The 26,942-nt window shown below is 45.3% G+C and carries 23 protein-coding genes; 18 read left to right on the plus strand and 5 right to left on the minus strand.

Features of this window, described 5'->3' with window-relative positions; all coding sequences use genetic code 11:
* Window positions 1–234: 234 nt before the first annotated feature.
* Entirely contained in the window at window positions 235–696 is a 462-nt protein-coding gene (locus AC6ESO_RS12455) for a cupin domain-containing protein (protein ID WP_497091574.1), read from the minus strand.
* Between the two features lie 524 nt (window positions 697–1,220).
* On the opposite strand from AC6ESO_RS12455, the gene AC6ESO_RS12460 reads away from it, so the two are divergent.
* The 5 genes from AC6ESO_RS12460 (at window position 1,221) to AC6ESO_RS12480 (ending at window position 4,762) form a co-directional block, all read left to right on the plus strand.
* Window positions 1,221–1,694, plus strand: coding sequence for a GNAT family N-acetyltransferase (locus AC6ESO_RS12460; protein ID WP_497091575.1), 474 nt, complete (start codon window positions 1,221–1,223; stop codon window positions 1,692–1,694).
* Window positions 1,695–1,831: 137 nt separating this feature from the next.
* Window positions 1,832–2,530 carry a Crp/Fnr family transcriptional regulator gene (locus tag AC6ESO_RS12465; RefSeq protein WP_497091648.1) on the plus strand — a complete coding sequence of 233 codons (699 nt, stop codon included), beginning with the start codon at window positions 1,832–1,834 and terminating at the stop codon, window positions 2,528–2,530.
* A 91-nt stretch (window positions 2,531–2,621) separates the two neighbouring features.
* On the plus strand, window positions 2,622–2,951 hold the full coding sequence (locus AC6ESO_RS12470) for a putative quinol monooxygenase (protein WP_497091576.1): 330 nt from the start codon (window positions 2,622–2,624) through the stop codon (window positions 2,949–2,951).
* A gap of 317 nt (window positions 2,952–3,268) precedes the next feature.
* A complete protein-coding gene (locus AC6ESO_RS12475) occupies window positions 3,269–3,712 on the plus strand; it encodes a hypothetical protein (protein ID WP_497091577.1) in 444 nt (147 codons plus the stop codon).
* A 357-nt stretch (window positions 3,713–4,069) separates the two neighbouring features.
* Window positions 4,070–4,762 (plus strand): Crp/Fnr family transcriptional regulator, encoded by a 693-nt coding sequence (locus tag AC6ESO_RS12480; protein ID WP_497091578.1) that lies wholly within the window; start codon window positions 4,070–4,072, stop codon window positions 4,760–4,762.
* Here AC6ESO_RS12480 and AC6ESO_RS12485 read toward each other — a convergent pair.
* The 3 genes from AC6ESO_RS12485 to AC6ESO_RS12495 are packed head-to-tail and all read right to left on the minus strand — an operon-like array spanning window position 4,752 to window position 7,012.
* The gene (locus AC6ESO_RS12485; RefSeq protein ID WP_497091579.1) at window positions 4,752–5,894 is read right to left on the minus strand and encodes a sensor histidine kinase; all 1,143 of its coding nucleotides are present in this window, start codon (window positions 5,892–5,894) and stop codon (window positions 4,752–4,754) included. The genes AC6ESO_RS12480 and AC6ESO_RS12485 overlap by 11 nt on opposite strands.
* The gene (locus AC6ESO_RS12490; protein ID WP_497091580.1) at window positions 5,891–6,571 is read right to left on the minus strand and encodes a response regulator transcription factor; all 681 of its coding nucleotides are present in this window, start codon (window positions 6,569–6,571) and stop codon (window positions 5,891–5,893) included. Before AC6ESO_RS12490 ends, AC6ESO_RS12485 begins: the two co-directional genes overlap by 4 nt.
* Before the next feature lie 60 nt (window positions 6,572–6,631).
* Entirely contained in the window at window positions 6,632–7,012 is a 381-nt protein-coding gene (locus AC6ESO_RS12495; protein WP_497091581.1) for a hypothetical protein, read from the minus strand.
* 471 nt (window positions 7,013–7,483) lie between these two features.
* Between AC6ESO_RS12495 and AC6ESO_RS12500 the strand changes: the two genes are divergently transcribed.
* From AC6ESO_RS12500 to AC6ESO_RS12555, 12 genes are all read left to right on the plus strand, one after another.
* Entirely contained in the window at window positions 7,484–8,959 is a 1,476-nt protein-coding gene (locus AC6ESO_RS12500) for an ABC transporter substrate-binding protein (RefSeq protein WP_497091582.1), read from the plus strand.
* 351 nt (window positions 8,960–9,310) lie between these two features.
* A complete protein-coding gene (locus AC6ESO_RS12505; protein ID WP_497091583.1) occupies window positions 9,311–11,242 on the plus strand; it encodes a fructose-1,6-bisphosphatase in 1,932 nt (643 codons plus the stop codon).
* 267 nt (window positions 11,243–11,509) lie between these two features.
* Window positions 11,510–13,078 carry a response regulator gene (locus tag AC6ESO_RS12510; protein WP_497091584.1) on the plus strand — a complete coding sequence of 523 codons (1,569 nt, stop codon included), beginning with the start codon at window positions 11,510–11,512 and terminating at the stop codon, window positions 13,076–13,078.
* A 5-nt stretch (window positions 13,079–13,083) separates the two neighbouring features.
* Window positions 13,084–14,880 carry a sensor histidine kinase gene (locus tag AC6ESO_RS12515; protein WP_497091585.1) on the plus strand — a complete coding sequence of 599 codons (1,797 nt, stop codon included), beginning with the start codon at window positions 13,084–13,086 and terminating at the stop codon, window positions 14,878–14,880.
* 2 nt (window positions 14,881–14,882) lie between these two features.
* Window positions 14,883–16,421, plus strand: coding sequence for a response regulator (locus AC6ESO_RS12520; protein ID WP_497091586.1), 1,539 nt, complete (start codon window positions 14,883–14,885; stop codon window positions 16,419–16,421).
* A gap of 137 nt (window positions 16,422–16,558) precedes the next feature.
* Window positions 16,559–18,268, plus strand: coding sequence for a type 2 periplasmic-binding domain-containing protein (locus AC6ESO_RS12525; protein ID WP_497091587.1), 1,710 nt, complete (start codon window positions 16,559–16,561; stop codon window positions 18,266–18,268).
* Window positions 18,269–18,399: 131 nt separating this feature from the next.
* On the plus strand, window positions 18,400–19,323 hold the full coding sequence (locus AC6ESO_RS12530) for an ABC transporter permease (RefSeq protein ID WP_497091649.1): 924 nt from the start codon (window positions 18,400–18,402) through the stop codon (window positions 19,321–19,323).
* 13 nt (window positions 19,324–19,336) lie between these two features.
* Window positions 19,337–20,233 carry a carbohydrate ABC transporter permease gene (locus AC6ESO_RS12535; protein WP_497091588.1) on the plus strand — a complete coding sequence of 299 codons (897 nt, stop codon included), beginning with the start codon at window positions 19,337–19,339 and terminating at the stop codon, window positions 20,231–20,233.
* Window positions 20,234–20,315: 82 nt separating this feature from the next.
* Window positions 20,316–21,086 carry an alpha/beta hydrolase gene (locus tag AC6ESO_RS12540; RefSeq protein ID WP_497091589.1) on the plus strand — a complete coding sequence of 257 codons (771 nt, stop codon included), beginning with the start codon at window positions 20,316–20,318 and terminating at the stop codon, window positions 21,084–21,086.
* Between the two features lie 346 nt (window positions 21,087–21,432).
* Window positions 21,433–22,824 (plus strand): AraC family transcriptional regulator, encoded by a 1,392-nt coding sequence (locus AC6ESO_RS12545; protein WP_497091590.1) that lies wholly within the window; start codon window positions 21,433–21,435, stop codon window positions 22,822–22,824.
* A 700-nt stretch (window positions 22,825–23,524) separates the two neighbouring features.
* Window positions 23,525–23,866 carry a hypothetical protein gene (locus tag AC6ESO_RS12550; RefSeq protein ID WP_497091591.1) on the plus strand — a complete coding sequence of 114 codons (342 nt, stop codon included), beginning with the start codon at window positions 23,525–23,527 and terminating at the stop codon, window positions 23,864–23,866.
* A gap of 164 nt (window positions 23,867–24,030) precedes the next feature.
* Window positions 24,031–24,669 carry a hypothetical protein gene (locus AC6ESO_RS12555; protein WP_497091592.1) on the plus strand — a complete coding sequence of 213 codons (639 nt, stop codon included), beginning with the start codon at window positions 24,031–24,033 and terminating at the stop codon, window positions 24,667–24,669.
* 271 nt (window positions 24,670–24,940) lie between these two features.
* Here AC6ESO_RS12555 and AC6ESO_RS12560 read toward each other — a convergent pair whose 3' ends face one another.
* Window positions 24,941–25,537 (minus strand): YjgB family protein, encoded by a 597-nt coding sequence (locus AC6ESO_RS12560; protein WP_497091593.1) that lies wholly within the window; start codon window positions 25,535–25,537, stop codon window positions 24,941–24,943.
* A 338-nt stretch (window positions 25,538–25,875) separates the two neighbouring features.
* On the opposite strand from AC6ESO_RS12560, the gene AC6ESO_RS12565 reads away from it, so the two are divergent.
* Window positions 25,876–26,520, plus strand: a complete 645-nt coding sequence (locus tag AC6ESO_RS12565) for a class I SAM-dependent methyltransferase (RefSeq protein WP_497091594.1) — start codon at window positions 25,876–25,878, stop codon at window positions 26,518–26,520.
* The last annotated feature ends 422 nt before the right edge of the window (window positions 26,521–26,942 follow it).

The following is a 26,942-nucleotide window of genomic DNA, read 5'->3' on the forward strand; positions in this document are numbered from 1 at the left end:
ACTATTGGAGCAATAAAGTCATAGTAAATAGCCCAATTTTCTTTCATATACTCACCGTGTTCGGAGGAATTGTTGTACTAGTTATCCCTTGGTTTTCTACGCGCTTCTTCCGGAGATTCAAATCGGAGGGCTTTTGATTGCAAAAAAAAAGCGATTGAACGGGGAGAATCCCTGTTCAATCGCTATTTTCATTCTAAAGCAAATGCATCCATACGTGAACTGTGGCTCGTTTGCTTAGCCCAATTTGATGCCGATCGATGCATTGTCATCAGGTGTTCCGAGCCAATATCCATAGGCGATGGCTACTTTAACAAAATGGTTCAATACTTCTGGAGAAGGAGGACCCGGTGGAACCGAATCGGTTGGTCGGCCGATTTCAACGAAGAAGTCTCCCATATTCGCCGTCGATGCGACTACCAATGTTACGGTTTCGTTCGTGGCATTTCTCCAAGCATGCTTTACGTCTCCCGGAATATCAACCGTTTGGCCAGCTCGAACGGTTTGCCAGCTGTCATTCGTGAACGCTTCAAGTTCTCCAGAGAGGACAACAAAGGTTTCGCGATCCTCGTGACTGTGAACAGGAACGACCACGCCTGGTGGAACTTCTGCTTCCATAAGGCTGTAATCCCGATTATTCGCTAAATCCGTTAAAAGTTTGATACGTGGTCCCATAACATCCAAAAAAGTTGACATCATTGTATTCCTCCATAAATTTAATTTTTATATGATGCTAAGCTCTAACGAAGAATGAACTCTTATTTATTGATAGCCGAAAATCTAGCGTGTTATAGCAGTTTTATTTGTGTAACACAGCAACATCACCGCTCCTTTCTTGCTTGATTCCTATCATAATGTCTTGCTATCTAGTTATCAGTAATCTGTTTCACAAAAAGAGATAAGCCATTACTTAGCGGTGTAAGTATCTGTAGCTGTATTCTTTGTTATTCATGTTGAACAAGTTAGTTTCTGCAGTTTCTACATGATAAGTTCCCGAATACGTTTCCGATTTAGTTGCATTGTAATCTGGATTACAGAAGCAGAAAATTTGGTAGTTTAAGATGTAACAATCAGGTTGTGGTAGGCTATCGAGTGGGATCATATCTTCACGCATCCTTCGATGAGCGAATCCTTAAACGATTTATTTCAATTGATTCCGCGTTGATAGTCAAGAAAATAATTAAAGCGCCGAACAGGCGGGAGAACGGTGGGGAAACTGGGGAATGTTTAAAACGTATGATGCAAAATATAAGAATGAGATCATCGATCTGATTCTGTACGTTCAAAATACGGAGTTTCATTTGAATATCGGCATCGAGGAACAGCCCGATATACTTGATATTCCAACGCATTACTTGGCTAACGGAGGAAACTTCTGGGTCGCTCTAAATGAAGACGGCAACGTAATCGGATCCATAGGATTGCAGCAGCTCAAGGAAGACTTTTACATCTTGAAGAAGTTGTTTATTTATAACGAATACCGGGGCAAGGCATTTTCGCTTGGACTATTCAATGAATTAGTCATGTATGCGAAGCAGCAGGGGATAAAGACGGTTATCTTAGATACGCCTTCCATCGCGACGCGATCGCATCGCTTCTACGAAAAGAACGGATTCAAGGAAATATCCAAACATGACCTGCCGGTTTCTTATGACTATCCGGATCGGGACTCATTACTTTACCGGTTGGATTTATGATATCGAACCTTTTGTAAGTTAGATTACAGATATATGTCGCATGCTGAGCTAAGATGAGCACATAACAAGGAGGAACGCACAATGAATAGAAATGAAAAACATGCGCAATTCCAAGAGCAAACCGGTAAATAAGAATGATGGAACAGGTCAAAAACAGGTTGTCACTATTGTCGCAAATCAAGATATTCGAGTCGCTTCCAGCGGAAATCATTCACGAAATCGAACAGCTGACTAAGGGATCGAACGCCAATAGGCTGCCCAAGAACGCCATTATCCAAACGCCTGGTAACGAGAAGAATGGCTTGTTTTTCGTCATCGCTGGCAAACTTCGGATATACAAAACCAATCCGGCCGGCAAACAATATACGGTTTGCATTCTTAGCGAGGGCGGGATGTTTGGCGGAGCCGAATCGTTTTCTCTAGGCACAAGAGGAACTTACGTGGAAACGATGGAAGAAACAATGATCTATTCGATACCCTCGGAACAATTTGAGCCGCTATTAAGCAAATATCCGGAACTCGCTTTGCGTTTTTTATCGGAAATGAGTACGAGATTGAAAGATCAGGACGAATTAGTAGAAAAACTGATCTTTAGAGATCTTAGAGGTAAAGTGCTTTACTTTCTCGACCGGCTTTCAAAAAAATTCAGCGTGGAAGATAACGGGTATCGCAAAATAGATATCCCACTGACTCATCAGGAATTGGCAAATATGATCGGCGCTACAAGAGAAGCGGTTTCGCTTGTATTACAGGAGCTTTCAAACGAGGGGATTCTCGCTACCAGCCGAAGAACGATCATGATTCATATTGAAAAAGCCATGGAAGAGATATCTTGATTTTTCTGTAGGAACAATTCTCCTTCAGTTGCAGGAAGCAAAATAATCGCGTTCAAAGATAGGATTCGAACAAAAAATAGGAGGAGTCAACATGTCCAATCAACAAGTCCAGCTGAATATTAGGTTCAGAGCTAAACCGGGGAAAAAAGAAGAATTCCGCAAGGAATTATCTTCCCTTATCGAAGAAATGTCATCCGAGAAAGCGTTCATCAGCGCCATTGTCTCCGATGATCTGGATCAGCCGGATGATTTGGTCATTTATGAAACATGGCAAGGCACGAGAGATAGCTGGCTTGCGGAAGAATTTACAAAGCCATATCGTAAGAGTTACGAAGGAACACTGGGCAATTTAATCGTTGATAGAAGCGTCAGTTGGCTAGAACCGAAGGGCGAATGGGGAAGTCAAATAACGAGCGCATAAAGACCCTGTTTTGATCGACGGATAAGCATCGTTTTCAAATCAGGCAGAGGAGTCTATACACAGCTCCCTGCCTGATTTACATATCCCGGCAGACCAATAAGACACACTGGTTAATTCAACCTTAAATGATCAGTAGCCGATTTTCGAATGGGATCATAAACTTCCTAAAGATGCAGCAGTTCGCTGTCATGTCGTTCAAGGACCGACAAGGCAGCGTATGGGTGACATTCCTTTCCGGAGAACCTGGGTTTGTAAACGTGCTTGATGAGCAAAGGGCGGAGATAAGAGCCGGATTGATAGTCGGTGAGTCAATAGCGATGTCTGAGCCACAACAGATCGGATTGCTTATTATCGATACGGAACGAAGGATCAGGCTGCGGATTAACGGGTTCGCCACTAGGGAGCAGGATCGTTTTGTCGTAGTTGCGCATCAGAGAGGGAATCCGGGGTTTATTCATATCTTTAATGCGGAGACACTATTAATTCCTGATTATCAAGGTAACTCATTGTACAACACGTTAGGAAATATCCACTCCAACCCTTCATCGGGACTTTTATTTATCGATTATGACCATGGTCATTCGCTTCAGTTGACTGGGGAGGCCCATATCATATGGGACGAAGAAGCGACAGCTTCCTTCCCTGGTGCTGAACGATTAGTTAGATTTGAAATTAAAGAGGCTGTTCAGTTGGATAATGCCACTGAACTGCGGTGGGGAGATAAAGAAATGTCTCCTTATAACCCGATTATGCAGCATTGATCCGATTGGTTGGCTGAAAGGCAGCCACAGCTTTTCGTTCGGGAATTACTTTAATGAAGAGAATACCTCTTTTGGTCCGTTGCGAGAAAAAGCCGGTTGCCCTATTCAGGGCAGCCGGCTTTTTCGGCAGATCAAGAATAATGCTTACCTGCTGTAATCGTAGTTCCCCATTCGCCCGTCGGTGTGTAGAAATTTGGTTCTCTTCCCAACAAATACTCGGCTGCTCCAGTAAAAGGACCTTGACGATATGCTTTGGATTCAGTACCTCATAATGATAACCATTTTATGGACATAATAAGTTCAAAGATCTCCTTTGCATGAAGAAAACGGGATCAAAAAGAATAGGGGGATTTGAATATGCAATCACATTTGCGATTATCGTCGTCCAAGCTTTTTGCGTCACTCCCAAGCGAAATATTAAATGAACTAGATCAATTAGTTTCCATAACGGACTTTCATTTTCCGAAAAAAAAGACGGTTATTCAAACGCCTGGGAACGAAAGGGATGGCTTGTCATTCGTGATTGAAGGTAAGCTGCGCCTCTATAAAACAAATTCGTCCGGAAAGCAATATACTGTCGGTATACTGAGTCCGGGAAGCATGTTTGGTGAAAGTGAATCATTCTCATTGGGGACGCATGGGAATTATATTGAAGCCATTGAAGACGTATGTTTTTGCTCGATTCCAAAACAGTCTTTCGAAAATTTATTAGTAAAATATCCGGAACTGATCATACGAATTCTGAAGGAGTTAAGTACACGATTGAAGGAACGGGACGAAATGTTGGAGACCATTTCCTCAAAAGATCTACGAGGCAAAGTTCTATTTTTCCTGTCGAAATTATCCTCCAAATTTGGCGTCGACAATGATGGATATCAAAAAAACGATCTGTCCTTAACGCATCAGGAACTTGCTAATATGATTGGTGCTACGAGAGAAGCCGTATCCGTTATTTTACAAGAGTTATCCAATGAAGGCATCATAAGTACAGGGCGAAATTCAATTATTATTCACAAAGAAAAAATGAATGAAGTTAGAATCAAAAAATAATTGTTATAGTAAAGGTGGAACCCTGCTCGAATTGACTATCAACCGTAATTTTCCATCCATGTTTCTCAATTATTGCTTTTACAATGGATAAACCGAGCCCAACCCCCCCGGATTTACGGGAGCGCGATTTATTTACACGGTAGAAGGGTTCGAAGATCTGTTGTAGTTCATCAGTAGGAATACCATGGCCTGTATCGGTTATCATGATTTTGCCCACATTATTTTCTACTAGGGTCTCAATGCGGATTTGGCCGCCATGCTTATTATACTTGGCTGCATTCTCGAACAAATTGAAGAAAGCCCTGTACAGTAAGACCTGATTGCCAAGCACGGTCAGGAGTCCGCCGCTTAGCTTAGTTTCAATATGCTTCTCTGCAAGAAGCAGGCCGAGCTCGCTGCGTATGGATTCAAACATCTCTTGTAGGTTAATGGAAGCGAAGTCGGATCGCTCCAGTTCGTCATATAGAGTCATTAGATCATCGACAACGGCTATCAACCTTTTCACATTGCTATCTGTAGTCGCAAGTGTTTCTTCATAATCTGATCGTGTGGGACGCTCCTCGAGATGAAGGACCTGTATCCCTGCATGAATTATAGCTAAGGGAGTTTTAAGCTCATGGGCAACATTAGCAGAGAATCGTTTTTGTTGCGAAAAGGATTTCTCTAAACGGTCAAGCATGATATTAAAAGATTGCCCCAGCTGTCCAACCTCATCGTTTCTTTTTTCATAAGGAATGCGCTTCCGTAAATCATCCTCGGTTATGGCGGAAATCATTTGGCTCAAATTATGTATTGGGCGAAGCGACCTGCCCGCGAAGAGATAAACCAAACCCATACCAAGCACTGAAACAATGGCTAGGAGCATCATATTGGCCGTATCAAATTTCTTTTTTGCCTCAGTAACTGCACTTGCAGATAATTCCGCTTTGGGGATTGATCCGCTATCGGTTAGAGTATCACTTTCTATTATGGAAAGATGCGCGGAAATCGGACCGGCAGCCGTTAAGTAAGAGAATTGCGAATGGGCATTATAGGAAGCAGTGATTGATAGGATAAGAGAACAAAAAATTAATATTGCACCGGTCAGCAATGTGATACGCAGTCTTAAGGATATTTTGCCTGCGAATTTCATTCTTTTCCCTCCTCAATTTTATACCCCCTGCCGCGGACATTTGTAATCAATTCTTTATCGCATTTAGCTTCTAGCAATTTCTTTTTTATCGCATGAATGTGGTACTTTAAAGTGTCGGGAAATAGATCAGCATCGCTGTCACTCGTGTGATTTATTAACCTCGCCGCACTGATAACTTGTCCCTGTTGAAGCATCATGTATTCCAATATGGCAAACTCTTTTTTAGTAAGAGTAAGGCTATTCTCTTGAAAAGAAACCATCTTCGTAGACATATTTAAGCGAAGGCCGCTACAAGTAAGTTCATTTCCTTGTTGTATATATGAAATACGTGACAAGGTTCGTATTCTTGCCTCTAATTCAAGAAAATCAAACGGTTTCGTCAAATAATCGTTTGCGCCTAGGTCCAAGCCCTTCACTCGTTCTTCTATTGCAGTCCGGGCGGACAAAATCAATATTTTTGTCTCTTTGTCCTTTTGCCTGATGTATTGCAATACTTCGAGGCCATCAAGTTTGGGCAAATTTAAATCGAGGACAATGACATCATAGGCATTTACTCTATAGTAGTCCAATGCTTCCTCTCCATCGTATGCCTGGTCCACAGCGTAACCGCTCTTATGAAGCCCACGGTTAACAATCCTTGATAAGTCTTCTTCATCTTCAACAAGCAATATTTTCATTATGCCTCCATATATACAATAAGGTGAGCAACTTAACGCTGCCCACCTATTAGTTTGATGTTATTTTACTGCTTTTGTTTTGCCTGTAAGCTGATCTAATGAAATGTCCTTCGCAACAGTTAAAGTTGCTGGTTTGGCTTTGCCCGCAATTTCATCCAAGTTCATGCCCTTAGTTTCGGCGAATGAGAGCGAAGATTGTTTGCTGTGTTCTGGAGCTGTTGTTTTGCCAGTCATCTGGTTCAAGACCGACTGTGGGATTGTACCTGCAACTCTTAAATCCTTTGCACTGACCTTATGAGAATGGGCTACGACTTCATTCAAGTTAACGTCTTTGACTTCTGTCAGTGAGGTATACGTTGTCGCCGCAAATACGGAAGTACCACCGATAGCCATAATCGCAATAAGGGCAATGCCAACTATCTTTGTTTTCGTAAGTAACATATTGAACACATCTCCTCTGATTCTATGTTTGTCTATCAAGGTTGCGCAACCTGTAAAAAAAGTATAACAATCCAATGGTTGAGAAAACGTTAGTATAGCAGCTTTATTTTTGCACACAGCAAATCGCTCCTCTCTTGCTTGATTCCTATCATAGTGTCTTGCTTTCTATTTATCTGTAATCTGTTTTACAAGAAGGAAATACACCATTACTTAGCTCTGAAAGTATCTGTAGACGAGTTCGTTCTTATGGAATTTGAAAATATAGAAACGCAATTAAACATAATATTACGAATCTATTGTAATTTGCTTTACTGAACGATTACTTAGAAAGAACTATTATTAAAGTTAATGTCCATCTAAGGTCTAAGATGATGTATTTGTGTCAGCCCAGGCATTGAGGATAAGGGGGATAGCCGCGGGCCTAGAGGCGGCTGTGCTCTCCTTAATTAACGGAGGTGGGAACCATTCATAATGCGTAAGAATAGAACGAAACAAAGTTTGATAGGTTATCGTTGCGTTTCGCTCGGAGTAACTTTAACCATCGTAACGTGCTTACTCGCCGCATGTTCGGGGGGAGGTGACGTTGAAGAGGAACGCCAAGTACTGCGCATTGGCGTCCTGTATGCTAGCGATGGCAATGAATCTGGCATACGGCAGGAATTGACGGATGATTACGAATTAACTCATCCAAACGTCGATATCGAGCTAACCGCGGCCATCGACATGGATGATCAGCGCAATGAAGAGCTCACCGGCAATCTCGAGCGCCCCAAGTATTACGAGGCGTTAAAGCAGATGTTGAGCGGCAACGATCCTGTCGACGTGGTGATTTTGGAGAATTCTGCTTATCTGCACCGGTTGTCGCAGGATAATCTGCTTACTCCACTGGATCCCTTGATAAAGGCAAGCAAATTCGATCTGGAGGACTTCCTGCCTAACGTGACTAACGGTCTCAGAGATGCGGACGATCATTCCATCTACGCCTTGACGTCGACGTTCGGAGGCGCAGCACTTTACTATAATAAGCAGCTATTCACCGACGCAGGCGTCTCTCCTCCAACCGACAGCATGCTTTGGCCGGATGTTCTTCTGCTCGCGAAGAAAGTCGCCGAGGGCGAAGGCAAGACTCGTAAGTTCGGATTCTCCTTCGATCGGTGGGGAACCGATGGCATGAATGATATCCTGACATATTCCGCTCCGCTTCAATTGAAGCTATTCGATAAAAAAGCGTGGAAAATGACTGTTGATACACCGCAGTGGAACCGTTCGTGGTCCGATATTGCCGCGCTCTATCTTGATAAGATTGTACCTTCGCAATCCGACTTGAATAGCGGTAATGGGAATGCGAATAGCGATCTATTCCTTAATGGACGTCTTGCAATGTTGATCGGAGGCTATGACTATATCAACACGCTTTCCGCTGCCCGTACCTACTCTGACAATCCCATGATCCAGTCGCTCGATTGGGACGTAGTCTCGCTTCCATCCTTTGCCGAAGCACCAGAAATCGGAGGGAGCATCGCATTAACCAATTTAATGTCGATCGGCGCTAAAGCGCAAAACAAAAAAGGCGCTTGGGATTTCATTATGTATAACAACAGCCAGCGCATGGCAAAGCTGAAATCGCGAAGCAGCAGTAATCTTCCGGTCCGCCGGTCGCTTCTACAGCCGAAAGAGGGTATAAGTTACAACCTAAGCGCCTTCTATGCGCTTAAGCCTGTCCCGCCGTCGGAAGAGTGGGAAGAACTTTATTGGGAGACCCCAAACTTGTCGCCGGTGTTTAAGCTAGGTCGGCCGCTGTTTCAGGATGTTGTCAATGGGAAAAAGACGGTGAAGGACGCACTCCGGGAATGGCAGATCAAAGGGGATGCTTTAATGCAAGACATCAAACGAAATCCGGCTGCCTACACAAACGGCGAAAATTTTTGGGGAGGTTGGGGAGGATAATTCTATATGGCAGCGAATATTCCCCTCACGAAATACGCTGTGAAGTAGAGATTGCGGTCATATTTTGCAAATTGAAAGAGAAGATATCTCTATTTATTAGGGCTAGTGCTTAGCTTAAGGCGTGTTGTTTAACAACAACGCGCCTTATTCGTGTCTATAATTGGATTCACGATTCGCGGGTCCATTATGAACGAATAGGATAATGCACATACTGGTTGCACCTCTGGAGCTACGCTAAATGGGCCGAATACTTCAATCGGGAAAATGGTAAACTACTCCATCGGAATCAAAAATCATCATGATTCCGATTCCAATGATCAACAGCATATTTCTTGAAGGGGGACATCTGTTTTGGATGCGCAGTTTCTAGATTTATTGGCCAAGAAATATGATACGGAAGAAAAAGTGGTTACAGAAATCATCAACCTTGAAGCGATCTCCAATCTTCCCAAGGGAACTGAGCATTTTGTCAGTGATTTGCATGGGGAGTTCCAGGCTTTTCAGCATGTACTAAGAAACGGTTCGGGTACCGTGAAAGATAAAATCAAAGCCTTATTCCGTGAGGTTTGGACGGATCATGAAATCAATGATTTTATTGCGTTAGTTTATTATCCGGAAGAGAAAATACAGTTGGTTAAAGGAGACCTTTGCAATAAACATGCATTAAACCGATGGTACAGACAAACGATTGAACACATGCTTAAACTCGTTTCTTATGCCTCTTCCAAATATACGCGCTCGAAATTGCGTAAAGCGCTGCCGGAGCAGTTTGTATACATTGTGGAAGAGCTTCTATATAAGACGGATTCGACCAACAATAAGGACCCTTATTATGAGGAAATATACCGGCAAATTATTTCCTTGGGCCAGGCAGACAAGCTCATTATCGGCCTTGCTTATACGACCCAGCGATTGGTGGTAGACCATCTTCATGTGGTGGGAGATATCTATGACCGCGGGCCTGACCCCGATAAAATTATGGACACGCTGATCAACTACCATTCTGTAGACATTCAGTGGGGGAACCATGATGTCCTGTGGATAGGCGCTTACGCGGGTTCCCTGGTCTGCCTTGCGAATATTATCCGGATCTGTGCCAGATACGACAATCTGGACATCATCGAAGACGTATATGGGATCAATCTTCGTCCACTGCTGAATTTGGCGGAGAAATACTATGATGACAATCCAGCGTTTAGACCGAAGCTACAGTCCGGCCATAACGGTTCGGAGCAGGAAATCCTGCAGATTACCAAAATTCATCAAGCCATTGCCATGATTCAGTTCAAGCTTGAAATCCCGATTATCAAAAGACGCCCATACTTTAATATGTCTAAAAGGCTTTTGCTTGAGCAGATCGATTACGACAAAACAGAAATTAAGATCGGCGGAAAAACTTATCCGCTGGAAAACACCTGTTTCGCAACCGTAAATCCGCAGCGTCCTGAACAATTGCTGGAGGAAGAGCAGCAGGTGATGGAAAAGCTGCTATTCTCCGTTCAGCATTCCGAAAAGCTGGCCAGACATATGAATTTTCTTATGAAAAAGGGCAGCCTTTATTTGAAATATAATGGGAATTTGTTATTTCACGGCTGTATTCCTTTGGATGAAGAAGGAAACATGGAAGAAATGCGGATTGAAGACAAGACGTATTCGGGCCGTCAGCTACTCGATGTTTTTGAATATTACTTGCGTTACGCCTTTGCGCATCCGGAAGAGACGGAAGATCTGGCTACGGATATGGTATGGTACATCTGGACAGGGGAATGTTCCTCGCTTTTTGGAAAGAGAGAAATGACTTCCTTTGAACGGTACTTTATCAAAGATAAAGAAACCTATAAGGAGAGAAAGAACCCTTATTACCATTTACGTGAAAATGAGGAGATCTGCCGGAAAATCCTACTCGAGTTTGATATGAATCCGGATCATGGACATATCATAAACGGCCACACGCCAGTTAAAGAAATTCGTGGAGAGAACCCCGTTAAAGCAAACGGGAAATTGGTTGTCATTGACGGCGGTTTTTCCAAAGCCTATCAATCCACAACGGGCATCGCCGGATATACCTTGTTGTATAATTCCTTTGGCATGCAGCTAGTTGCCCATCAGAAATTTATTTCAAAAGAAGATGTGTTATGTAATGGAACGGACGTATTGTCTGTAAAAAGACTGGTGGACAAAGAACTGGAGCGGAAGCTGGTGAGGGAAACCAATGTCGGGGAGAAGCTGCTGCAGAAAATCTCAAATCTCAAGAATCTTCTTGAATATCACTACATGAAATGAAAGAGCTACTAACGGATCCAAATCATGAAGACCTGGATCCGTTTTTTTGCATCAAAATAAATGAATGGGTTAGAACAGTGGACTGTGCTTCTACTGATTTATAGAATGAGAGCAAGAGCAGTGATCATTTGGAATTGCTCGGCGGTGAACTGAAAACCTTAGCGTAAAATAATCCAAGAAATAATAAACCAATACATTGTCGCTTTTGTGAGCGATTGGCATACTTAGGTTGAATTGAGCTAATCAGAAGCGGCAGGTGATAAAAGGATGTATAAGGTCCTTGTAGTGGACGACGAACCATTGATGCTGGAAGGCTGGAAAACGATGGTGGACTGGCAAGCCTGCGGTTACGAATTGTGCGGTACGGCGACTGACGGTGAGGAAGCGCTTGCATCCATTCGTGCTTGCGATCCGGAACTTGTCATAACCGACATCCGGATGCCCGTTCTCGACGGAATTGGGCTGATTCGGGCGATGAAAGATATGGGTCACAGCGCCAAAACTATAATTGTAAGCGGTTATTCTGAGTTCGCCTATGCCCAAAAGGCACTTCGCTATCAGGTAGACCGTTACATGTTAAAGCCTCTTCTGACGGAGGAAATTCACAGCCTCCTGCTCGATATGGCCGTTTCACTGGAGGATTGGAGGCAGACGGCGGCGTCTACCCGCAAGGTGCAGGCAGACGCCGCCGCTGACGCTATAGTCAGCTTGCTCGGCAATGGAGGTCCAGCGGCTGTCGATATGGCTGCGCAGCTGCTTGGTGTGGACGAACGAACACGCTTCCGCCTACTATTGGCCGATTCAATCGGTGCAAGCGACGAATCTGAGTCTGGCAGATGCCCCTTTATTGTTCAGATGAAAACACTCATGGAGGCATTATTCATTGAAGGAGGGCAGGCTTGGGTATTTGAGGAGTCCCCGGGCCTAGCAGGTCTGCTTATTATTGATAACGTACTGAACGAGGAACAATTCGAGGTCCGATTGAAGGAAGTGATCGCCAAGAACGGATGGCCGCTTCAAGAGCTGGCAATATACTGTAGCGACACTGCAATCGGACTTACCAATGTACCGAATCTGTACCGGCAGGCAATGGAGATTAGAAGCCGTGCGCTGCTTGGGCCTTATGTAGGCATACATAGATACCGAGAACGAAAGGTTACCAACCAATGGTGTTTGGAGGAGATGAGAGCGTATGTGGGGGAACTGCTTCATTCGATTGAATCCCACGATCTGCAAGGCATCGACCGAACCGTGGATGGACTAATCAGACTGTTCGACAAGACGGGAGCTCAGGAAGGCTGGATGAAGACCACCGTTCGTCATATTCGCGGCGAGCTGCTTCGTCGATACACAGAACTGGGAGCGAAACCGAATGACGTACCTGATTGGCTGCATCAATTGTTGGGAGGAACAGAATCAGCCGACAAAGCTTCATGGACAGGCAACTATCTAAAGCGGCTGTCTATGATGGCGACTGAGCAGTTCACTGTGAAAGCAATGTCAGCCCAGATGAATGGCAATGCCATTACGGAAGCAATCGACTACTTAAAGCAGCATTTCCGTGGGAAAATCCGACTTCAGGAGCTGGCGGATCGGTTCCATCTTAAACCGGCTTATTTCGGACAACAGTTCAAACGGGAGACAGGGTATAGCTTCCACGATTATATCCATCGCCTTCGGATCGATGAAGCCTGCAAAATGCTTCGCAGAACGGATATGTTGGTGTCTGAGATTGCATCGGAACTCGGTTATCACGATACCGAGTACTTCACCACTAAATTTAAAGCGCTTTCGGGAGAATTGCCTTCATTTTATAAATACAAGCGGCAAGGGTGATCTGAATGCGAAGGCAACCTGTGGTTCTACGTACAGTCAACGACATCCCTCTTAAATACAAGTTTCTGCTCATTTATTTGTTATGTGTGTTTGTTCCTATCCTAACAATCAACATCTTTTTTTATCAGCAGAATTCTGCCGATATTAAAATTCGAGAAAAGGATAACTTGCGCAAGTCGATCGAGCGAGCATCAGGCGAACTGCTAGGCATGATAGACGAGAGCGTCGCTCTCAGCCGTTCGCTCGCCGGCGATGATTCGATCTACAAGGCACTCGATCATTCGTATATGTCGCCGGTCGACTACTATGAAGAATATGACGACTTTCTGCGGGATAAGCTGAACCTCTACATGTTTCCGAATATTTTAGAAGTTCGCATTTATACCAATAACAGCACCATACAGACAGGTGCGAACTATCACGTGGTCCGCAACGTTCCTGAGGATCTTCCGTGGCAGGATCGATTAAGCCAATCAAACGGGGACACTGTGGTTGTCGCTTATGATGAGAAAGGCTTCCATCCGGTGAAACGGATCAGCGTCGTCAGCAAGATGAACAACTTCCCTCAATATTCAAAATATTCTAAATATGTGCAAATCGTTTTGAACGTCGATAAGATGGATAGCATTCTGAACCGCGAACTCGGTAGTCTGCAACTAAAGCTTGTTGACGATCGGAACCAGGTTGTTGCTGCCAGCACCGGAATCGAAGTTTCTGAGCGTTCGCTTGTTCAGAGTCCGACACTCTCAGACACTCCCACAAGGTCCGAGTATTCGATGGAGGAAGCGATTGGGAATTACAACTACGTGAAGGGGTGGAAGTTAGTCGGAATCGCTGATACCCGGCATATTGATCGTTTGCTGGATAACGCCCGCCGTTCCATTATATGGCTTGCGATTATTAGCATGGTGGTTCCATCCTTGCTTATTTTCATCATCCTTCGGTCATACCATTATCGGGTGAAAAAGCTGTCAAGACATATGGAAAAATTTCGAAATGAAAGGTTTGATCTGCTCGACATCCAGGAAGGGCGCGACGAGATAGGAAGCCTTATCCGGACCTTCAACGTCATGACTGGAAAGATTACTTCACTCATCAACGATGTCTACAAGCTGGAAATCCAGCAGAAAAACCTTGAGCTGGAACGGGTGCGCACCGAGCTATCCATGCTGCAGAACCAGATGAACCCGCATTTCCTGTTTAATACGCTCAATGGGATACTGGTCGTCTGCACGAGGAACGGGTATTCCGACGTGACAAAAATTATTAAAAACTTGTCTCTACTCATGCGGCAGCTGCTCAGCCGGGCGGAAGACCTCGTTCCGCTTCGGGAGGAGCTGGAACTGACGACCATGTACCTGCAGATTGAGACTTTCCGTTTCGGTGACCTGCTCGAGTATTCCTTCGACATTGATCCTAAGGCCCTTCCGCTGTATGTTCCGCGAATGAGTATTCAAACGCTAGTCGAGAATGCATGTAAGCACGGGCTGCAGGCCCGTAAGAGCGACCGTACGATCAAGGTGACTGCGCAACTGAAAGAGCGAACGTTGGAGATTAATGTCATCGACAACGGCGTCGGTATGGACGAAGCGAAGCTGCGTCATCTGATGGAGAACGTGCGGTCTGATAAAGGGATGGACGGTCATATTGGGATACGAAACGTCTACCGGCGATTGGAGCTGTATTACAACGAGAGTGTCCGGTTTCGATTCAGCAGCGATCCGGAAAAAGGGACTGAGGTAGGTTTTCACATTCCGCTCTCACGGCTTGAAGCGATCGATGAAATAAAGAAGGAAGTGTGAATATGTACAAAGTGCTGCTGGCCGATGACGAACCGCTCGCCCTCGAAGGGCTAAAGCTGATGGTCAATTGGGAAAAGTGGGGGTTTCAGATCGAACGGTTGTGCCGAAACGGCGAAGAAGCGATCGAGCACATTCGTTTAGACCCGCCCGACCTAGTCGTTACCGACATTCGCATGCCGGTACTGAGCGGGCTTGAACTCATTGAGGAGACGCGTCGCGCGGGAAACCGTTCCACACTCTTTATTATAGCAAGCGGATACGATGATTTCGATTACGCAAGACAGGCGATGAATTTAGGAGTCAAGCATTACTTGACCAAGCCGATCATTGAGGCTGAGGCGGATGAAGTGCTGGAACGAATACAGAATGAACTTTGCGAGCGGGAACGGCATCGGCTCATTCGTACCAGCGCGGATCGTTATGCCGTTAGGCAAGCGTTGTCCATGATTCTCTTCGGTGGCGAGGAGGCCGATCGGCAGGAAGTGATGCTGACGATGATGCATCTCGCCAACCAAGCGTCCCATTGGACGTATGTGCATGTGTGGACAGATGCCGAAGCTTCGGGCAGCGCCCGCGAAGTCGCCTTGCGGATAGCTGAAGACAACGGCCGCTGTTACTTGATTGATAAGATGGGATACACGTTTGGACTCGCACTCGGATTGGATCAATCAGATGGTAACGCCGTTACTGCATTCGCTGAACGTCTGTATGCAGCTATGCGAATCCCAACATCCGGCCGAATCGAAATGGCAGTCGGCTGCGATGTCATCGGTCTGGACAATCTACTTAGATCCTACCATAGCGCCATCGAAGCCATGCGGTTTCATTTTTTCGGTGGTACTGCCATCGTTCATTATGCGAAACTGCAGGGGAAAAAGCTGTCTTTTGATCCAAGGGAACTGAGGGCAGCAGACGCCATCGTTGAGGCAATGGAGACTGGCCGTCCGGACGATCTTACCGCCATGATTAGGGAAGTATTCCGCACGTTCGCGGAGCGAATGGCTGAGCCAGAGCTGGTTCGCATTTTTGAGACTCAGGTAATGCTAGGCTGCGCTTCTCTTTTCAAGCAGCTAGGCGGAGACCCCGATGAAATGCACAGGTTATGGGATTCCATCTCCGATGTCGAACACGGCAAGCATCTGCAGAAATCGATAGAGACGTTGATTGCCTTCTGCCTGAAATGCCAAGCTGCCATACACGAACTATGGGAGAGGCATAGCGGCGGCACTCCGGCAAAAGTGGCTGATTTCTTGCGCCAACATTATAAGGAGACGTTCACGATCAAAGAGCTTGCGGAAAGATTCTATATAAACCCTGTCCATTTAGGTCAGTCGTTCTCACGCAAATACGGTATAGGCATTCTTGACTTTATTCATGATCTTCGTATTGAGAACGCGAAGCGGCTACTCCAGGATACGGACGATGCCTCGTGCGTGATCGCCGAAGCGCTCGGCTATCGGGGCTATCAGCATTTTCTGAAACAATTCGAAAAGCGGCTTGGAATGAAACCGACCGATTTTAGACTTCATTTCACCAACTAATTTCGTTTATCCCGCAGCCTTCGGAGTACAGCTTAAATTATGGGGGCATAGAACTTAAATCTGATTATGTTGCAAACGCATACATTTCTCCATAATGGAAGAAGCAAGACGAACCGAATTAAGAGGAGGAGCAATACATGGGGGTTGGGAAAAGAAAGAACCTGTGGGGCTCGTTGTCGCTTGGGATTGCGCTTAGTCTCGCGCTTGCCGGCTGCGGCGGAAATAACAACAGCAATTCTGCTGTGAATCAAGGGACGACGGATCCGGCATCTAGTTCGGCAAATGCCGATAGCAATTCAACGGTATCCGACGATTTGAAACCGATTACGATCTCAGCTTTCATCGGCTCTCCGAACCAGCAGCCGACAGCGGACAATCGGATTTACAAAAAGATGCAGGATGAGCTCGGCGTGAAGCTGAACATGGAATTCCTGGTCGGGGATCTGCAGCAGAAGCTGGGCGTTATGATCGCAGGCGGCCAATATCCGGATCTTATTACCGCTGATCCGAAGCTGGTAACGGCAAAAGCGGTCATTCCGCTAGAGGATCTGATCGACAAATACGGGCAGCACTTGAAGGAGCATTATGCGAAGTATTTGAACCAGATGAAGGATTCCAGCGACGGCCATATTTATTGGCTGCCGAACTATGGCGCCTACACCGGGGATTTTCTTGCAACCAATTATTCAGGCCCAGCTTTCTGGATTCAGAAGGATGTGCTCAAAGAAGCGGGCTACCCGACACCTAAGACGCTGGACGATTATTTTAAACTGATAAGCGATTACGCAGGGAAGCATCCGAAGACGAGCGACGGTCAGCCGACAATCGGGTTTACGACTCTTGCGTATGATTGGCGGACGTTCCCGCTGACCAACGCGCCGGAGCACCTGAGCGGCCATGCAAACGACGGCGGAGTCGTGGTCGACAACGGAGTCGCCTCCGTATTTGCTACTCAAGATATCTCGAAGACGTATTACAAAAAGCTTAACGAAATTTATAACCAAGGCTTGATGGACAAAGAAGCCTTCGTCCAAAACTATGACCAGTATATAGCTAAGATCTCTACTGGTCGCGTGCTCGGTATGTTCGACCAACACTGGAACTTCCAGGATGGCGAAAATGAGCTGGTCGCACAGAATAAGATAGGAGAAACGTATGTTGGCTTCCCTCTGACCTACGATGGTGTTACGGACCACTACCTGGACCGTCCCGTTCTCAACTTGAACAACGGCTTTGGCATCAGCAAGGATGCGAAGGATCCCGTGCGCATCATCAAGTTCCTCGACGCGTTGATGACTGAAGACTGGCAGAAGACGCTGTCGTGGGGTGAAAAAGGCGTCGACTACGAAGTGGACGCGAACGGTAAATTCAGCCGTACGCAGGAAGAACGCGATCAGCAGAATGATCCGACTTGGAAGCTGGCCAATAAAGCCGATGCATTCTACGGTTACGCGCCGAAGATGGAAGGCACATTCAGTGACGGAAACGCTACAGGAGCGGGAACTCAGCCCGACGAGTTCTACGCCTCGCTTAAGCCGCAGGATAAAGAGATCTTAGACACCTACCACCATAAGACTTGGACGGAGTTCTTTACACCTGCTCCGGAGAATCCGGTCGCTTATCCAGCCTGGAATATCGATCTGATCGACGGCTCTGACGCATCGGTAGCTAACAAGCAAATGACGGATGCTACACTTAAGTATTTGCCGATGGCCATTATGTCGGATAATTTCGACTCCGTCTGGGATCAGTATGTGAGTGCTTACAAGAAGATCAACGTAAAGGCATACGAAGATCGGATCAACTCGCAAATTCAGTGGCGGACCCAGAACTGGTCCAGCAATTAACCGAAGAACCGATAGGCTGCGGAAAGCATCGGCGAACCGTCGATGCTTTCCTTCTGCCTTGGGAAGCTAGATAGGAGGAGAGAACGATGGCAAGCGCCCCGAAAGCCGCTACATCCAAGACGGCTGCGGTGATGGCCGGACCGAAGTCATCCCTTATGAAGCGGATGCGCGGCCAGAAGCAGTTGATGCTGATGTCGCTGCCTATACTGCTTTACGTCTTTTTATTTTTCTACTACCCCCTTTGGGGCTGGATGCAGGCCTTTCAGAATTTTAAGCCGGCGTTATCTTTTTCCCAGCAGGAATGGGTCGGTTTAAAACAGTTCAAATTCCTTTTCAGAGACGATACGTTTCTGCTCGTGCTTCGCAACACAATTGCAATGAGCTTCATCAATCTTGTGCTCGGCTTCGTCACGGCGATTGTGTTCGCCATTTTGCTTAATGAAATCAAGACCAAGCTGTACAAGCGTGCGATACAGACGATTTCTTATCTTCCGCACTTTCTATCATGGATTATCGTAACAGGCCTCGTTGCGAGTGCGCTCTCCGTGGACGGCGGCATCATCAACGTTGTGCTCATGAAGCTCGGGTTTATTCATGAACCGATCATGTGGCTCAGCAAACCTCACTACTTCTGGGGGATTGTAGGCGCTTCTCATGTGTGGAAGGAAATAGGATGGAATACCATTATTTACTTGGCGGCTATTACGTCCATCGACCCCTCTCTTTATGAAGCAGCGGAGATCGACGGGGCGAACCGATATCGTAAGATGCTTAACATCACGCTGCCGGGAATCAAATCGATCGTCATTATTTTGGTGATCATGAATCTCGGATGGATTATGGACGCTGGATTTGAAGTGCAATACTTTCTTGGTAACGGCGTCGTCGTCGACTGGTCGCAGACCATCGATATATTCGTACTGAAATACGGCATACAGATCGGCAACTATTCGCTGGCAACCGCCGCCGGCATCTTTAAAACAGTGGTCAGCGTAACGCTGATTTTCGCTGCCAATTCGATCGCTAAACGCTTCGGCGAAGATCGATTAATATGAGGAGGGCATACCGATGAGATCGAGAACGCTTAGGCTGGAGCCGGTTGTCTTCCAAACGTTCAACGCCATCGTCATGATTGCGCTTGGGATCATCACGCTATATCCTTTTCTGAATACGATAGCCGTCTCGTTTAACGCTGGTAACGATACGCTCCGCGGAGGCATCTATCTATGGCCTCGGATTTGGACCTGGCAAAACTACAACGCTGTATTCGCAGGCGGAACGATCTATCACGCCTTCTGGGTATCGGTGGCAAGAACGCTCATCGCTACGGTTCTCAGCCTGTTTCTGACCTCGATGCTGGCCTATACAATTAGCCGTAAGGAATATGTGTTTCGCCAGCCGATAACGATCATTGTCGTACTGACGATGTATTTTAATGCAGGACTTATACCGAACTACTTCTTGATCAAGGACTTGCATCTGCTAAATCATTTTGCGGTCTATATCGTTCCAGGCTTGATCAGCGCCTTTAATATGATTGTCATTCGGACCTATATTCAGACGCTGCCGGAGGGGCTTATCGAATCGGCCAAGGTGGACGGAGCGGGAGATTTCCGGACGCTCTTCGCGATCATCCTGCCGCTCTGCCAACCGGTTCTCGCTACGGTTGCGCTGTTCGTCGCAGTCGGCCAGTGGAATTCTTGGTTCGATACGTTCCTCTATGCGTCCTCCAAGCTGAACTTGAGTACGCTGCAGTACGAACTGATGAAGCTGCTGTCTTCCGCATCGCTTTCGAATAGCAACCCGGCTGTAGCCAATGGGAATCAAGTCACGCTCAACATGGTGACCCCGATATCGATTCGGGGGGCCATCACGATCGTCGCATCCTTGCCGATTCTCGTTGTATATCCGTTCCTGCAAAAGTATTTCGTGCATGGCTTGCAGCTCGGTGGCGTGAAGGAGTAGCAGCACCATACAGATGTAAGATATACTCGGTCAACTAGCGTATGCTGGATGGCCTTTTTGTTTAGAAAGGGGAAGAGAATACATGTATCTTGAATCGGCTCCGTCTGGTTATGACCAGTACAGGGATGATGTTCCTCACGGAAAAATGGCAACTGTCGAATATGAATCCAGCACTGTTGGCAACAAACGTAAATGTATGATCTACACGCCTCCAGGATATATCGATGAAACGAAGTATAACGTCTTGTATCTCTTGCATGGGATTGGAGGGGATGAGCTGGAATGGTATAATCATGCCGCTCCGCAGGTGATCCTGGATAATTTATATGCGGAAAGTAAGCTTGCTCCTATGATCGTTGTTCTGCCGAACGGCCGTGCCATGCCGAATGATAGGGCAGAGGGGAATGTTTTTGATGCCGATAAAATAAAAGCATTCGAGACTTTTGAAGCTGATTTGATTCATGACTTGATTCCTTTTGTGGAGTCGCACTACCCGGTTCTAACAGGTTCTGGGAACCGGGCATTAGCCGGCCTATCCATGGGTGGAGGGCAATCCTTGAATATTGGATTGAGTAATCCCAATCAATTTGTGTGGGTTGGGGCTTTCTCTCCCGCGCCAAATACGAAAGCTGCCGAACTGCTTATCCCGCAACCGGAGGAGACGACAGCAAAACTCAGGTTGCTTTGGTTGTCGTGCGGCATTCTGGATGAACTGAAACATGTGAGCGACAGAACACATACGTATTTGGCAGAGCTCCATGTTCCTCACCTATGGTATGAGGAGAGCGGCGGTCACGATTGGCCAGTATGGAAAAATGATTTGTATCATTTCTCCCAGCTTATTTTTCGATAAATCGGATTCAAATCCCATCATTATTCAATTGCGATAAGCCGTTTGAAGTGAAAGATCACAGCTGTAAGAGCTGTGATCTTTTTTATCGGAAATTGATGACAATAAATTATGGGAAGAGAGAGGGACTTACATATGAGCAGCGCAATGATTACGAATCCGATTCTAGGGCGGATGTTCCGGATATCGATAGTATTCGGGCAGAGTCATTCTTCTTAATGATGCCCATAATCTATTAGATCGGGTAGGTTTCCGCTTCGCTCATGAAGCTGATTCTGATTTGTGCATTTCATGAATATCCGCTAAACTAAGTTCAGTCAGTCAACTAAGTTTAGAGGAGGCAGTTTCGATGGCTGAGCCGTTGGATCATGGAAGAGAACATAGTGTCGAGTTGTACGCAATGTCCGATCTTCATTTTTCCTTCCAAATTTATGGCATTCATTGGCGTAAAGTCCGACAAGGCTGGTCTTTCCCGGAACACGAGCATCCACTCTTAGAACTTAATTTGGTCATAGAAGGCACTCAAGTGTCACGGATCGGTGATAGGGAATATGTACAGGGTTCAGGGGATTTGCTGCTTATTCCGCCAGGATGGCGACATACCAGCAAATCGGAAGAGGCTGGCGGCATGACTTATTTCTGCCTTCATTTAAATATTGACGATCATTTTATTATAGAGCCTTTATATCGTTTAACCAACATTCTGCAAGACAAGGATTCTGACTTTACAATACGGATTAGACCCCTGCTTGACGACCTTATTGTAGAAGCCTCAAGCCCGACTGAACCCTCTTCGTTGCATCGTCGTGCCAAGATTCAGGCGACTGTTCTAAGACTGATAATCGTACTGAGCGAGATGTTAATTATCGGTGAAAACGGGTTTGAGAGTAGGGAGTTTAATGATATAGAAAGGAAAACGATGCTCGGAGCGGTTATGATGCGAGAACAAACGTTGTTGGAAAGGCGTGTACAAAATTTGTTCTATGAGCCGCTTGGCACAACAGCCCCGAGCCTCTATGAGCCTTTGCTCCCTCCCTATCGCTGGATCAGTATTTGTTCACTTGCCAGGAAGGATTTTCTATACTGGGAGAAAGAGCATCGGTCGTCCGCGAAGTTGATGTTAAAGGAAGATTTGTCGCCCTTGGGAATTGTCGTAATCGTCGATGAACTACAGATGACCGCTGTTGTGTTCTCTAATCAAATCTCGGTACCCCCTATAGAAAAGAAAATTATGGAAGCGGAAAAGAATCTGATTCAGCATTTGGACCCGAATCTCCATTTAAGCTTTGGAGGCATTACCTCGGACTTGCGGGAAGTTCGTTCTATGTATGAGCAAAGCCTGAGGGCATTCTCAGTTTCTCAGCGGGATAAGGTCTCCTGTTATAAAAAGATTGATTTCGTGAACCGAATTATCCGTCTTGCGATGACGCGGCTTGAGACAGAATACGCTAATAAGGATTTATCCCTTGGTTCGCTCGCGGAATCACTCGACATCAGTCCCAACTATTTAAGCGCGTTATTTACGACGGAGACAGGCATGACTTTTACTCAGCATCTGAATCGCATACGAATGGAGCATGCGAAGCTGCTTTTAGGAGTAACGCAGTTAAAGATTTATCAAATCTCCAAGGAGGTAGGATATTCGGATGCAGCGTACTTCAGTAGGCTTTTCAAATCGTTGGAACGAATGAGTCCTTTCAAATATCGAGAACATTTGAGATTCGAAAGGGATAGCAACTAATCGCAGATCGGTTCAGTTATCCATTATTAAAAGTGCCCATTTCTCGGAAGGTCCGAATATAAGGATAGGGGTTTATGTTCAATATCTCGGGACAATACTATGGCTAACTTCGAATGATATAGCTTTTTTAATAAAGGGAATGAGTTAGTCCGACAAATATCGTTAATGAATATTTGATCTACATGCTTGTAATTAAGCTAACGGGCACAATAGCTCAACAGAACATGACGGCAGCTGGATAAGAAATCAGCTGCTGTTTTTTTTATTGAAGTAACGGGCAGGTTACTGAGCGGTTTGGAAATAAGTAATGAGTCTATGTCTTCGTCATTTAATTATTAGAAAATAATTATTATCTGCCTCAAGCTGATTAGTTAACTTTCAATTAACGAGGAACGATAATCTAACCGTAAGAGGTGTTCTGAGAATAAGGTATACAAAAAACCGTCCAAGCTCAGCAAGTGCTGCGCCGGGACGTTTTTTTTCGCTCTGTCGCGTGGAATGTTCTTGTTTCTTTTTGACATATCTCTCTTTTGGTTTACAGAAGAGTTTTATAACTTTTGGTTTAACTAGCATAGAAATGAGAATGATGTAATGCAGACTTCATTACGGTAACGAGCAGTTTTCCGTAACAAAGGAGTAAACTTAAGCGTCTAAATAAAGAAGATATTCCAAATGGATTGCTAATGGAGGGAATGAATGTATGAGGATGATATTTTTTGTTTTGCTCGTGTTATTCCTGGCATCAGGTTGTAGTGGACATAATAAGGAGTCAAACTCATCAAGTAGTTATCCAAGTGCCGTTGCCTGGAATAATATCCTTTATGGACTCTCTATTGAGGAGGTTTCCATTGAGAAAATCGGTAAGGAGATTGGAAAGGTCGAAAGGCGAACAACCCCTATGCCGAAGAAAAATGGAGACTCAAATGACTTACCAACAGGAAGCATACTTTACGAAATAAAAGGAACAGACCCTAATGAAGTAATTGCAGTAAAAGTAAATGATAAATATTTTAATGCTTCAAAACTAGGACCTCTGAAATGAACTTACAGGATGCGTTAGCACGATAAATACGAAGACACTGGCAGCCGGTATGTTGGTTGCCGTTTTCTCAAATAACGGGCAGATTACTTAAATAAAACAGGAGACTTATTCAAAGTTGTTGAAGTAGTGATATACGCTGTTGAGAATAACTTGTGGGGGTTAATATGAATTTTCTAATCATCCAACCAAAACTTGAGCAGAACATCGCGCAACTTGAAAACGAACTCCAAATTAATTCTTCCGCTGATGCGGTAATCTTCCCGGAAGGTTATTTGAATGAAAATGTGGAACAAGCACGTACTTTAGCAAAGAAACATAACAAGATACTTATTGGAGGGTATAGAAGGCTAAGCGAAAGTCCGAAAGATAGGGCTATCATTATTGACCGCTCAGGCGAAGTCGTTCTCGACCGAATTAAGTACAGCCAAACGACTTTTAAGTCGGTAGAGGGATGCAAGATAGGACACATACTTTGTGATGAATTGGTCAAACAAGGTGTGAAGAACGAAGATGCCAGTGGAATTGACGTGATTGTTCATCCTATCGGTGTGGGAATGTTCAGCGAAGAACAATTCGATGAATGGATAAATGAAGCAAAAAAGATAGCTGTCACATATAAAGCGATGATTATTGGGGCAAGCCACGCTAATGGCTCATTTAGAGGTAGTAATGTATCCATCCCCATTGCCTATTGTTTCGACCGAAACGGAAAAACAATTTTCATTTCAAAAAATGATATACGGACCCGCATGTTGGATATTGCAACTAAAACCGTTTCCTTCCCTCAACACGTCAAACAATAGCGTTAAGCTAACGGGGAACTACTTATCTCAGAGTTTGAAGCGAAGTTTGATTTAGATCTTCGACAAGGGCAAATTCGTTCGATCCATGGCAACCGCTTTCTTACGACCATATAAAAAAGAGGTCGACCAGAAAATCTGGTGACCTCTTAATACGAAAGGGCACAATAGATCAAAAAAGAAACGGCAGCAATCCGGCTACTGCCGTTTCTCAACTAACGAGCTGAATAAAACCCTTGTGTCTAGCTTGATCGGTTTTTTGCGTTGCCTTGCCTTACTTATTCGCTTTACCCGCATAGACATTGATGTGGTCAATATGCGCAATTTTGCCTTTGGCAACTTCGCTTGGACCAACGAATTTCAATTCGTATGCTTTGGATGGATGGTAAACATAGATTTTGTCCGCGCCGTAGAAGCGGACTTCCTTCGGCTTGCCAAGCGTTTTAATGACGGACGCGAAGGTCAGCGATTTAATGCCCCCCGTTCGATCGACGGACGTCCCATAATTGCGCAAATCGTAAATGACGCCGGATTTATTGACGCCAAAGCCGAATGCGCCTTTTCCCATGCCGAGATTGTACATTTCGTAATGGTTGCCTTTCAGGTCACCGCCTACATCCGGTTCGCCCCAGTTTTTATGAATGGTGGAGATCGGCGTTTTGCCTGAGATGGCGTTTAAGCCCGGGATTTTCCCTGCGCTCGCGAGCTTGTAGATGCTTTTAATATAGCTATACTGTGCGTTCGTACTAGCGCTGGCTGCTGCCGCGTGGACATTCGACTGGGAGATTGCCGTCATCGAACCTACCGCGATCAATCCGGTCAATGCCAGCTTGGCGGCTATTTTATACATTTGTTTCGATTTGTTCAACATAATAGAAATTCACCTCTTATTTTTTTTGAGACAAGCGACAGTTGACTTACGACCTCATAATTACCCAATCTAACCTCGAAAGGAATGACAGAATTGCCGGCACGATATTATTCTGCAGTGGCAAATTTTTTTTCATTCTTCAATACCTCCGATATTTTTGGTGCTTCAAAGCTACATACCAACTATAATCGAGCCGTGTTATGAACTAATCTCCAAGTTGTAATGGAGTTGTAAAATAAACATAGTTGAAATACGAAATAGCAGTTGTGGTAGAGTATACAACAAAAAAACGCCCAAAGTTGAATGAAGATCAATAAATGATAGGACAAGGAGCTCGTATGATGACGAAACGTTCGAGTGTGTCGAATCAAGAGCATTGGAATCAAGTGTATAACAAGTTATACCTCGGCAAGCCGGTCTACGACTTATGGCTCGATGCCTATGAACACTTTTTGGCAGGAGCAAGAAAGGACGTCATTATCGATCTAGGATGCGGTTACGGCTGTGATACGCTCTATTTGACGGAGCGCGGTTACCGCGTTATAGCTTGCGACTTCTCGGAAAAGGCGCTAAGCAGCATCGCCGAACACATCCCGGAAGCTGAGACGAAGTTGGTTGATATGATTGCAGGCTTACCGTTTGCAGACGGAAGCGCCGGAGCGGTCGTGGCCGACTTATCGCTCCATTATTTTGCTTGGCAAGATACCGTTAATATCATAAACGATATCGCCCGGGTACTGAAGCCGCGGGGCGTTTTACTGGCTCGCTTTAACTCGGTGGGGGACGTTCACTATGGCGCCGGACTTGGGGTTGAGCTGGAGCCGAACTATTATGAGCATGATGATCGGCGTAAACGGTTTTTCGACGAGGCCGATTTGCGCAAGCTGTTTGCAGATTGGGGAATTGAAGCGATCAGAGAGACGGATCTACACCGTTACGGCAAGCCGAAACGGTGTTGGGAACTGGCTGCTGTAAAGGTGTAAGCGATCTTGCCGCAAAATTAACGGGAATAACGCAACTTCGAAGTATTAACGATAGTGGAGGAAGCATAAATGGCGATAGAGACGAGAGGATACCTTAGACTTGCCAAGCCCAAAACATGATGTTTGGAAAGCACATTAGCTGAATAAAATACAACGAGGCTGCCGACAATTTGATCCGGCAGCCTTTTATTACTCTAACGGGTTGAACCAAGGATTTAAGAATATTGGAGACGAATCGCTGTCATGGCTGAAGTTTTGTTTGAAATCTTAATCTGCAATTTTAGGTCTTGATTTGGATTGCTCGAAAACAACATCTTTGGACGTGTACGGTTATTCCATGAGTTGATATAGTACGAGTGTGGCAGATCTGCTGCTTGGCTTTGGCCGGCCATTCAAACAAAATAGTAATAAATCAAGCAGCG

The organism is Paenibacillus rhizoryzae (assembly GCF_059686995.1).

Bases quoted from the DNA above. Each gene is read 5' to 3' on its own strand.
- AC6ESO_RS12550 (WP_497091591.1), top strand. From the start codon at position 23,525: ATGAGGATGATATTTTTTGTTTTGCTCGTGTTATTCCTGGCATCAGGT.
- AC6ESO_RS12530 (WP_497091649.1), top strand. From the start codon at position 18,400: ATGGCCGGACCGAAGTCATCCCTTATGAAGCGGATGCGCGGCCAGAAG.
- AC6ESO_RS12465 (WP_497091648.1), top strand. From the start codon at position 1,832: ATGGAACAGGTCAAAAACAGGTTGTCACTATTGTCGCAAATCAAGATA.
- AC6ESO_RS12485 (WP_497091579.1), bottom strand. From the start codon at position 5,894: ATGAAATTCGCAGGCAAAATATCCTTAAGACTGCGTATCACATTGCTG.
- AC6ESO_RS12480 (WP_497091578.1), top strand. From the start codon at position 4,070: ATGCAATCACATTTGCGATTATCGTCGTCCAAGCTTTTTGCGTCACTC.
- AC6ESO_RS12500 (WP_497091582.1), top strand. From the start codon at position 7,484: ATGCGTAAGAATAGAACGAAACAAAGTTTGATAGGTTATCGTTGCGTT.
- AC6ESO_RS12510 (WP_497091584.1), top strand. From the start codon at position 11,510: ATGTATAAGGTCCTTGTAGTGGACGACGAACCATTGATGCTGGAAGGC.
- AC6ESO_RS12495 (WP_497091581.1), bottom strand. From the start codon at position 7,012: ATGTTACTTACGAAAACAAAGATAGTTGGCATTGCCCTTATTGCGATT.
- AC6ESO_RS12455 (WP_497091574.1), bottom strand. From the start codon at position 696: ATGATGTCAACTTTTTTGGATGTTATGGGACCACGTATCAAACTTTTA.
- AC6ESO_RS12515 (WP_497091585.1), top strand. From the start codon at position 13,084: ATGCGAAGGCAACCTGTGGTTCTACGTACAGTCAACGACATCCCTCTT.
- AC6ESO_RS12470 (WP_497091576.1), top strand. From the start codon at position 2,622: ATGTCCAATCAACAAGTCCAGCTGAATATTAGGTTCAGAGCTAAACCG.
- AC6ESO_RS12460 (WP_497091575.1), top strand. From the start codon at position 1,221: ATGTTTAAAACGTATGATGCAAAATATAAGAATGAGATCATCGATCTG.
- AC6ESO_RS12535 (WP_497091588.1), top strand. From the start codon at position 19,337: ATGAGATCGAGAACGCTTAGGCTGGAGCCGGTTGTCTTCCAAACGTTC.
- AC6ESO_RS12555 (WP_497091592.1), top strand. From the start codon at position 24,031: ATGAATTTTCTAATCATCCAACCAAAACTTGAGCAGAACATCGCGCAA.
- AC6ESO_RS12525 (WP_497091587.1), top strand. From the start codon at position 16,559: ATGGGGGTTGGGAAAAGAAAGAACCTGTGGGGCTCGTTGTCGCTTGGG.
- AC6ESO_RS12565 (WP_497091594.1), top strand. From the start codon at position 25,876: ATGATGACGAAACGTTCGAGTGTGTCGAATCAAGAGCATTGGAATCAA.
- AC6ESO_RS12545 (WP_497091590.1), top strand. From the start codon at position 21,433: ATGGCTGAGCCGTTGGATCATGGAAGAGAACATAGTGTCGAGTTGTAC.
- AC6ESO_RS12540 (WP_497091589.1), top strand. From the start codon at position 20,316: ATGTATCTTGAATCGGCTCCGTCTGGTTATGACCAGTACAGGGATGAT.
- AC6ESO_RS12560 (WP_497091593.1), bottom strand. From the start codon at position 25,537: ATGTTGAACAAATCGAAACAAATGTATAAAATAGCCGCCAAGCTGGCA.
- AC6ESO_RS12490 (WP_497091580.1), bottom strand. From the start codon at position 6,571: ATGAAAATATTGCTTGTTGAAGATGAAGAAGACTTATCAAGGATTGTT.
- AC6ESO_RS12475 (WP_497091577.1), top strand. From the start codon at position 3,269: ATGTCTGAGCCACAACAGATCGGATTGCTTATTATCGATACGGAACGA.
- AC6ESO_RS12520 (WP_497091586.1), top strand. From the start codon at position 14,883: ATGTACAAAGTGCTGCTGGCCGATGACGAACCGCTCGCCCTCGAAGGG.